The 9,231-nt window shown below is 62.4% G+C and carries 5 protein-coding genes; 2 read left to right on the top strand and 3 right to left on the bottom strand.

Annotation, left to right across the window (positions count from 1 at the left end; translation table 11 throughout):
• The first annotated feature begins 109 nt into the window (after positions 1 to 109).
• Positions 110 to 1,807 carry a D-aminoacylase gene (locus tag LLH00_06145; protein ID MCE5270849.1) on the top strand — a complete coding sequence of 566 codons (1,698 nt, stop codon included), beginning with the start codon at positions 110 to 112 and terminating at the stop codon, positions 1,805 to 1,807.
• A 9-nt stretch (positions 1,808 to 1,816) separates the two neighbouring features.
• Here LLH00_06145 and LLH00_06150 read toward each other — a convergent pair whose 3' ends face one another.
• Entirely contained in the window at positions 1,817 to 4,207 is a 2,391-nt protein-coding gene (locus LLH00_06150; GenBank protein ID MCE5270850.1) for a hypothetical protein, read from the bottom strand.
• 228 nt (positions 4,208 to 4,435) lie between these two features.
• Complete coding sequence (locus LLH00_06155; protein ID MCE5270851.1) at positions 4,436 to 4,861, bottom strand: MerR family transcriptional regulator; 426 nt, start codon at positions 4,859 to 4,861, stop codon at positions 4,436 to 4,438.
• A 303-nt stretch (positions 4,862 to 5,164) separates the two neighbouring features.
• Between LLH00_06155 and LLH00_06160 the strand changes: the two genes are divergently transcribed.
• The gene (locus LLH00_06160) at positions 5,165 to 5,563 is read left to right on the top strand and encodes a bacteriohemerythrin (protein ID MCE5270852.1); all 399 of its coding nucleotides are present in this window, start codon (positions 5,165 to 5,167) and stop codon (positions 5,561 to 5,563) included.
• Between the two features lie 31 nt (positions 5,564 to 5,594).
• Here the strand turns inward: LLH00_06160 and LLH00_06165 are convergent, their stop codons facing one another.
• Positions 5,595 to 8,771: a PAS domain S-box protein gene (locus tag LLH00_06165; GenBank protein ID MCE5270853.1), complete on the bottom strand. Its 3,177-nt coding sequence runs from the start codon at positions 8,769 to 8,771 to the stop codon at positions 5,595 to 5,597.
• Positions 8,772 to 9,231: the final 460 nt, after the last annotated feature.

The following is a 9,231-nucleotide window of genomic DNA, read 5'->3' on the forward strand; positions in this document are numbered from 1 at the left end:
GGCCCCCGCTGGCTTTTCTGCTTTGGCCGAAACCAAAGCAGAAAAGGGTCTATCTACTTCTGATTGCACGTTCCTGACCGGATATTACTGAGCCGAAGGAGGATAAAGCATGCCCAAGCGAATTTCACGCCGCTCGTTCCTGGCCGGGTCGGCCGCGGCCGCCCTGGGAGGGTCCGCGTTGAGCCGCACGGCCGACGCTGCGGTCAAGGCCGCCGCGCCGCGGTTCGATATCCTGATCCAGGGCGGGATGCTCCTGGACGGCACAGGGGCCGCCGCATTCCCGGCGGATATCGGTATCCGTGGCGACCGGATCGAGGCTATCGGGACAATCGGGCCGGAGCAGGCGGGGAAGGTGATCCAGGCCGCCGGACTGCATGTCAGCCCCGGGTTCATCGACATCCACACACACTCGGACGGCCTGATCCTGGTCTACCCGGGAGCGGACAGCCGGGTGCGCCAGGGCGTGACCACCGAGCTGGCCGGCAACTGCGGCGGCTCGGCGGCCCCGCTGGCCGGGGTGGATGTGAAGGAGCGGAGCGCGCGGATGCTTGAGGAGGACGGGGTCCGGGCCGAGTGGTCCGACACGGCCGGGTATTTCGCCTGCCTCGAAAAAGCCGGCCTGGCGATCAACCAGGCCCTGCTGACCGGGCACAACACCCTGCGCCAGAACGCAATCGGCATGGCGGACCGCGACCTGAGCGCGGATGAGATGAAGGGCGTGGTCTATGAGCTGGAAAAAGCCCTGGACCAGGGCTCGATGGGGCTGTCCTCCGGCCTGGAGTACCTTCCCGGCAGCTACGCCCCGCCCGGTGAGCTGACCGCCCTGGCCCAGGTCGTGGCGCGTCACGGCGGGCTCTACGCCACCCACATGCGCGATGAGGGCGAGCACCTTCTTGAGGCGGTGAGCGAGGCCCTGGCCACGGCGAAGGCAAGCGGGGTGCGGCTGGAGATATCGCACCTCAAGGCCGCGGGCCGTCCCAACTGGGACAAGCAGCAGCCGGCCCTGGACCTGATAGCCTCGGCCCGAGCCCGCGGGGTGCAGGTGCTGGCGGATGCCTACCCCTACCCGGCCTACTCCACCGGCCTGCCGATCTACCTTCCCGCCTGGGCCGGCGAGGGCGGCGAGTCTGCGCTCTACGCCCGTCTGGCCGATAAGAGCCAGCGCGAGCGCATCCGGGAGGCGGTAAAGCAGCAGATCGCCCTCGACCCGGGGGAATTCAGCCTGATCGTGATCGCCAAGGTCTGGTCGGATAAAAACCGGGACCTGATCGGCAAAAACCTTCAGCAGATAGCCGACAGCCGCGGCGTGGAACCGGCCGAGCTGGTGCTGCAACTGATCGAGGAGGAACAGTCCAAGGTGGACATGATCGGGTTCGGGATGCGGCCCGAAAATGTGGAGATGGTTCTGTCGCACCCGCTGGTGATGCTGGGCTCGGACGGTTACAGCATCGCGCCCACCGGCAAGATGGCGGGCGCGCGGCCCCATCCCCGCTCGTACGGGGCTTTCGCGCGCCTGCTGGGCTATTACTGCCGGGAGCGCAAGCTGTTCGACCTTCCGGCCGCGGTGCGGAAAATCACCTCCATGCCCGCGGACCAGATCGGCCTGAAAGACCGGGGACGGCTGGCCCGCGGGATGGCGGCCGACCTGGTGCTGTTCGACGCCGCCACGGTGGTGGACACGGCGACTTTCGACGACCCGCAGCGCTACGCGAAAGGGGTCGAGTACGTGCTGGTCAACGGCGCGCTCGCGGTAGAGCGCGGGCAGAGCACTCCGGCCCGGGCCGGGCGGGTGATCCGCCGCGGCTGATTCGGCCGCTCAGGGCCGCAGGCGCCAGGCGCCGTTGTAGTTCACTACATCCTTGTCCGATCCACCATCCGGCACACCCGCGGCCGGCCCGTGGAACAGGCTGCCGCCGAACGTGGCCACGTAGAGCATGGACGGGTCGTACGGGTCGGGTACGGCGCGGTGGCCCCACTTGAAATTGAACCCCTCGACCCGCCGCCACGAACCGCCGCGGTCATCCGAGCGCCAGAGGGCGCTGTTGAACGTGGTGAGGTACAGGGTCTGCGGGCTGCGGCTGTCCACGGTCACGCCGAAAGCGTACGCGGCCTGGTTGAAAGAGAGTTTCCAGCTCCGGCCGCAGTCCTCCGAGACCCATAGTCCGCCGCCCGCGAGGCTGTCACCCTGCATCTGCGGCCAGGCGGCCAGGTACAGACGGTCGGGGTTGTCCGGGTCGCAAGCCAGATCGTTGGGCGCGACCACGCCCGCGGGCAGGGGCGCCGGATTCCAGGTTTCCGCCCGGTCCAGGCTCGTGTACAGCGCTCCGGGGACCAGATTGCCCTGGCTGTCGTAAGTCTTGAACACCACCAGGAAAAGCTGCCCTGAGGGCAACTGGCTCATGCGCAGGCAGTGACGGTTGCCCCCGAGCCCCTTGTCCGCCGCCTGCCAGCTCGCCCCGCTGTCCACCGACTTGTACACCCCGGAGCCGAAAGCGCAGATATACAGCGTGCGCAGGCTGTCCGGGCCGGAGCTGTCCAGCAGGATATGGGTGGGGATAGTGCCAGCGGGAAGGCCGTCGTTGCTCGCCCGCCAGGTGCCGCCGCCGTCCTCGGACACAGCCACTCCGCCCTCGTAGCTCTGCATCCTGTCCGTGCGGTAGTACATCTTGGTGCGGGGAAGGTCGTGCGCCCCGGACCAGGCCGCGTAGATACGCCCTTTCACCGCTGGGTCAAACTCCAGCCAGTAGCAGGTGTTGGTCCATTTGGCCGGAACGCCCCGGATGGCGTGCCGCCAGGAGCGGCCCCCGTCAAGGGTCTGAAAAAGCCCGAAATCGGCGTAGGTGATCAGGAAATGCTGCGGGTCGAAGGGGTCGAAATGGACCCCGTAGGTGGTGGTGCCCTCCATGCCGCGGGTCGTGGCGGAACTGTCGGGCAGATCGTCGCTGCCCACCTGTTCCCAGTGCTTGCCGCCGTCCAGGGTGCGCAGCGTGCGGTTGTCGGTCAGATAGCAGACCTCGGGCCGGGTGGGGCAGATGCCGTAGGAGTTCGGCTCGCCGGCCCAGGGGATCCCGAAGCTGCGGTCTTTCCAGTAGCCGGTGTAGTTGCCGCTCAATAGCCCCTGCTCCGAGCCGCGGTACGACCACTGCCAACTCGCCCCGCCGTCCTTGGAGGACAGGGTGCCGAAATGGGTCTGGAGCTGTCCGTCCACCTTGACCGGCCAGGCCGTGCACGAAAGGTAGAGCACATCCGGGTCGCCCTCGCAGGCGGCCAGGGTCCTGAACACCGGCAAAGCCCCGCTCGAGGACCAACCCTCCAGCAGTCCGTTGTTGGCCTCCTGCCAGGACACGGCCCCATCCGTGCTGCGCCAGATGCCGCCCTCCACTTTGCCCGCGCCGTTCTGACGCAGCGGAGTAAGGATATACAGCACCGCTCCGCCATCCGGTTTGCAGCCGCCGGTAGCCATGATTATCCCTGAGCTGTCGGGCCGGGCCAGTGGTTCGGCTCCCCCAGCCCCCAGACGGAACACACCTCTCTCGGTGAAAACGATAGCCTCCTCCACCTGTCCCAGCCAGCTTCCGGGGATGATATCGAGCACCTCACGCCCCGGCACGCAGGCCGCGACAGTCCAGCTTGAGGCCGTATCGTGCGAGACCAGCACGCGGCACGAATCCCGCGGCCCGTCCGGCCGGCGCGAGGGTCCAAGGCCCAGCCAGAGGTGCGCGCGGTCCGAGGGATCGACCCGCACCTTGAGGACCAGACCGTCCGGCATCCCGTCCGCCGTTGCATACGACTGGTCGGCCTCATCCCCCACCATCCGCTCGCCGGTCACCGCGGAGGGTGACGGGTAGACCAGTTCCCAGGCGCGGCCCTTGTCCCGGCTGCGGTAGAGCGCGCTCGTGGCGGCATAGACCGTGGCGCTGTCGCCTGGGTCGAACTCGAAATCGTTGACCACGGCCCGCAGGTTGAAATTACGCCAGCTCCGGCCGCCGTCCCACGTGCCATACGAGCCGGTCATGTCGCAACAGATAAACACATTGTCCGGGTCCGAGGGGTTTACGGTCGAGCAGTAAACCGCGCCGCCGCCGCCTGGGCCGAGGTTGGTCCAGCCCTTGGCGGCCAAGCCGGGGGCAGCGTCTTTCCTCCCGGCGGTGGAGCAGGCGAGCAGGAACAGGGATAGTGTGGCAAGGGCGGCAACAGGAGTTTTCATTGACGGCTCCGTGGAATGGCTCATTCAGAGATGACAGTACGGGGGTCGTCTACACGGCCCGGCTGGCAACGTTATTTTTTTAACGAACCTGAGGATAATTCCTAAGGCAGGATAAAGCAATGCGGAATTTGAAGGTCAGGGACAGGCGCAACCTGCCGGAGCTGTATTGCATCGCCCCGGCGGATTGGCCGGCTGCAGTGGGCAGCCGGCAGCCTGGAATGATAACTCCTATTCCAACCGGATAAGCGGGGGGGTCTTGTCGAACAGCGGGCTCACCGTGATATTGCGGACAATGTATTTCGGGCAGCGGTCGCAGTGGCCCATGCACTGGTTGTCGGTACGCAACTCCTCGCGGATGGTCCAGCATTTTTTGCGCGGATCGATGAACGCCGGGCAATGCATCCGGTTGTCGCATTCTATTATCTCCCAGCAGGGAGCCACGGCCAGCAGGGCCTTGATACCGGCGAGGGTCAGTCCGCGCTCGTGTATCAGCGATTTGATCTGCTTTATCCGGCGGACATCGAAATCATCATACTGGCGCTGAATACTGCTTTCGCGCCTTTTCGGATTGATCAGCCCTTCTTCCTCGTATTCTCGGATCCTCTTCTCGGTCAACCCGACTTGCCGGGCGACCTGGCCGATCCTGTAATACATTCAGACCTCCAATCCGTTGACGGATTGTACACAAAAGATCAATATATTGGAATTAGTTACGTGTAGGTAATTTGCAACATTTCTTTCATTCAGTCAATAAAAACAGAAAATTCCGGTCGAAAGTTACAGCATTGATTACGGTTGCAGTCGTACCACGGATCATCTTGACAATGGAAGAAAATGCTGAGTAAATATAGAAGAGCCGAAATGTCGAAACCGACTGAATCGATCCTTCCAGCCAGCAGCCGGGGCTCAAACACACGGGTTGGCTGTCGGGGACAAACCTCAAGCGGAGAGGGTTTGATGAGCCAGTGGAGCGAGGAATACAGAGTGAACGTGGCCGTGCTGGATGAACAGCATAAAATGCTGTTCCACCTGCTCGATGACCTCGAAAACTGCCTGAAGGGGAACAACACTGAGGATATAGCGTTCATAATCGGCGAGCTGCACGCCTACGCGCTGTACCATTTCGCCGCCGAGGAACGTCTGCTGGCGCGTTTCAATTTTGCTGGCTTGGATGCCCACCGTGCGGAACACCGCGAGTTCGAGGCCAAGGTTTTCGAGTTCCGCTCACGCTCCATACACCCCGATCCGGGCCTGCCGCTGCAGATGAAAGATTTTCTGGAACAGTGGATTGCCAGCCACATCAAGAAAACAGACAAGGAATATTCGGAATTCTTCAACAGTTACGGCATTTTCTGAAGGCCGGGTCTCGCGGGGGGCTCGGGGCGGTTTACGGCTGTACGGCTGAACGCTGAGTGAGCGTGCTTTTCAGGCAATCGCCCAGGTCCTGCAGGCGGTAAGGCTTGGTAATTATCCCGCTGAAGCCGTGATCACGGTAGCGGGACAGCACGGGATCGCTGGAGTAGCCGCTCGAAACCACGGCTTTCACCTGCGGGTCTATTTCCAGCAGGTGCCGGACAGTCTCTTTGCCCCCCATGCCTCCCGGCACTGTCAGGTCGAGAATCACGAGGTCGAATTTCCGTCCGGCTTCCATTTCTCTGCGGTAGGTTTCCACTGCCTCGGCGCCGTCCGCGGTGAGGCTCACCCGGTAGCCGATGTGTTCGAGCATGGCCTTGGCCACGTCGCGCACCACCGGCTCGTCGTCCATCAGCAGCACTCTCCCCCTGCCCGGTTCCACATTGTCCCATTCCCCGCGCAATGTCACGACAGATGCGTCGCGCAAGGCGGGCAGGAATATGTGGAAACGGCTCCCTTTGCCCGGCTCCGACTCGACCCGGATGTCTCCGCCGTGCTTGTGGATTATGGCGTAGCTGGTGGCCAGCCCCAGCCCGCTGCCTTTCTGCTTGGTGGTGAAATAGGGGTCGAAGATACGGCTCAGGTGCTCGGGGGGGATGCCGGTGCCCATGTCCTCGACCGTTATACAGATATAGTCTCCGGGGCGCAGGGTCGCCCTGTCGTTCTCACCCAGCGCCCGGTTGGCCGCCCGCACGATCAGGCTGCCGCCATCCGGCATGGCCTGGTCGGCGTTGATGACCAGGTTGTTCAGCACCTGCCCGATCTGTCCCTCATCCACCTCGGCGTTCCACAGGTCGGCCTGGATCTCGAAGCGGCAGTTCACGTTGGAGCCGTGCAGCGAGAACGTAACCGCCTCGCGGATCAAAGCCTCCAGCGAGATGACTGTCTTGACCGGCATGCCGCCCTTCGAGAAAGTCAGAAGCTGCTGGGTCAGGTTCTTGGCAATCAGGCTGGCTTTCTCCGCCTCGGTCAGGATGGAGTGTGCACGGTGCTCCCGCTCCAGCATCACCTTGGCCAGCGAGATATTGCCCAGCACCGCGGTCAGGATGTTGTTGAAATCGTGCGCGATGCCGCCGGCCAACAAGCCCACCGATTCGAGCTTGGCCGCCTTGCCGCGCTCCTGTTCGAGCTGACGCAGTTCCGTGGTGTCGGTGCAGGAGGCGACATAGCCAAGCGGCCTTCCCATCGTGTCCGTCACCACGCTGGACTGGACCAGCACCGTGATCAGACTGCCGTCCATCCGCTTGCCGCTCAGCTCGCTGCGCCAGATGCGGTTGTGCTCGAACTCCTGTATTATCATGGATTCATCCAGCGTCTCCTGCAGAAAATCGGAGTAGCGGCGCCCCTCCACCTGCTGCGTCGATTCGAAGCCCCACATCCTGGCAAAGGCCTCGTTGACATAGGTCACGGTGCCCTCCAGGTCCGCCATGAGAATGCCGGTCAGGGCTGAATCGATCGCACAGTTTTTAAGCGAGAGTTCATCCTCGAACTGCTTGTGAGCGGTAATATCGGTTATCGCCCCCCGCAGACCGATCGGCTTCCCGTCCTTGATTATCGGGCGACTGGACATCCTGACCCAGCGGGTCTCTCCCTGACGTGTCAGGACGCGCCACTGGCCGGTACCAGTACCCTCCCGGTAGACTTCCTCAGACTTGCGCCTCATTCGCTCAAGGTCGTCTGGATGTATGAAACGCTCGTAGGAATGCCCGACCATCTCGGATGGCTCGTAGTCCACAACCGCTTTGACCGCCGGGCTGATATAAGTAATAATCCCTTTGATATCCACCGAGAAGATGGCTTCAGTTATGTTCTCCACCATTTCGCGGTAACGCGTTTCGCTATCCCGCAAACGGTCATCGGCAAGCTTGCGCGAGATGGCGATGCCGATGCTCGAGGCGAGGTCCTCGAAAAACGTAATCAGGCCCAGATTCAGCACTCCTGGACGGTGGTCGGCCAGTTGGATCAACCCGATCATCTCGTATTCCGCCCGTACGGGGATCAGGGCCAGGGACTCGAACCCCAGTTCCAGACACAGTCCGCGCAGGTGATTGTTGCGCTTGAGCGCAGGTTTCTGCGCGATCAGGCTGGCTGAGGAGTCAACCCAGAAACTCCCCCCCTCGGTGAAACAGGGCAACGTAAGGTCCACCCGGCCGTCTACCACCGCACCGCAGACACAATCATGCCGGTTCTGGGCCAACCCAGAGTCGCCATCGCTGTCGGCAAGCAGACTTTTTTCGGCTTCCATGAAATCGGCGGGGAAACCCTCAGCCTCGTAGAACGGGTAGTCCGAGCCCTCGATCAGACGGATCGCTATCGCCTCGATGCCGGTGAAGCGACGGATAAGCTGGAGGATGCGGCTGATTATCTCCTGGCCGCTCAGGTTGCTGTTCAGCGTTTCCAGGACATCCAGGGTCAGGCGTTGACGGCGTTGGGACTCCTTGAGGTCGGTTATGTCGACTATAATGCCACGCATGCCCTGGGCTGCGCCCTGCTCATCGAGGATGGCGGTCGAGTAGATCATGATCGGGAAACGGCTGCCGTCCTTGCGCAAAGCTATGTATTCATGCCCCTCTAAGCTTATGCCGGACATGACATTGGCAACATTCTTCCGGGCGCGGTCCAAATCCTCGGTCGCGATCATGGTCAGCACGTTCAGCCGGGAGGAAATATCCTCGGGAGAGTAACCGAACAGCCGGAAACCCAGGGGATTGCCGAAAGTGAGGACCCCGCTGCGGTCGGTCTCGAAAATGACCTGCGGCAGGGCTTCGACCAGGGTGCGGAAATGCATGCTTTCCTTCCGCATCCTTTCCTCGTTCAGGACCCCGGGGGTGATGTCGGTCATGAATCCCTCCAGCCACCCACAGCCTTCCTCCCCTTCCGGGATCCCCACACCACGCAGCCAGACCCATCTCAGAACGCCTTCCTTTGTAAACATCCGCATCTTCGTATCGACAGTCTCACCGGCGGCTGCCGCCGCGAGGGCCGCCGCACGGAAATTCTCGCGATCGGCCGGATCGATCAGCCCGAGCAGATCGACTCCATCCTCCCGATCCGCCAGCATCTCTTCCCGACTGAAGCCGGTCAGGTTGTGACAGCTCTGGCTCACGAACTCGAATTGCCAGCGCGAACCGAGCCGGCAACGGAATATCATTCCCGGAAAAACCCGAAACAATCTCGTCAACCCGGGAGCATCACCGCGCGCAAGACTGTCCTCCACCGGGGCAAGGATTCCCGGGGCCTGAACGGGCTTTCTGGATTCTGAATTCATGGTCCGTGTTTTCGGTGGGCTCAACAAAAAACACCGGCGTCCGCGTCAGGATGAAGACAGCGCCCGGTAAACAGTGGTATCGACTCTGCACTGCTGAACTGTATCCGTATTTACAAAAGCCCATCCCGCCCGGGGCGGAAGCGCTCCCTGGCTGACAGGCATGGAAATACTCTCCGCGCTCACTTTAAAACGGCCGGTCAAACCATCTTCTTTTCCTGCTCGATCTGCTTGCCCAGCATCATGATGAAAGCCCGGAGAAGCCCCTTGTCGTAATCCGCCTCGGTTTTAGACAGAAAACTGAGAGCTTCAAAGGGAGAGAACGCGGGTTTATAGGAGCGCTTGG

Source organism: bacterium, from assembly GCA_021372515.1.
In the GTDB taxonomy this organism is placed as follows: domain Bacteria; phylum Gemmatimonadota; class Glassbacteria; order GWA2-58-10; family GWA2-58-10; genus JAJFUG01.

Excerpts from the sequence above, each read along its gene's own strand:
- LLH00_06145 (MCE5270849.1), top strand. The coding sequence starts at position 110 with ATGCCCAAGCGAATTTCACGCCGCTCGTTCCTGGCCGGGTCGGCCGCG.
- LLH00_06150 (MCE5270850.1), bottom strand. The coding sequence starts at position 4,207 with ATGAAAACTCCTGTTGCCGCCCTTGCCACACTATCCCTGTTCCTGCTC.
- LLH00_06155 (MCE5270851.1), bottom strand. The coding sequence starts at position 4,861 with ATGTATTACAGGATCGGCCAGGTCGCCCGGCAAGTCGGGTTGACCGAG.
- LLH00_06160 (MCE5270852.1), top strand. The coding sequence starts at position 5,165 with ATGAGCCAGTGGAGCGAGGAATACAGAGTGAACGTGGCCGTGCTGGAT.
- LLH00_06165 (MCE5270853.1), bottom strand. The coding sequence starts at position 8,771 with ATGATATTCCGTTGCCGGCTCGGTTCGCGCTGGCAATTCGAGTTCGTG.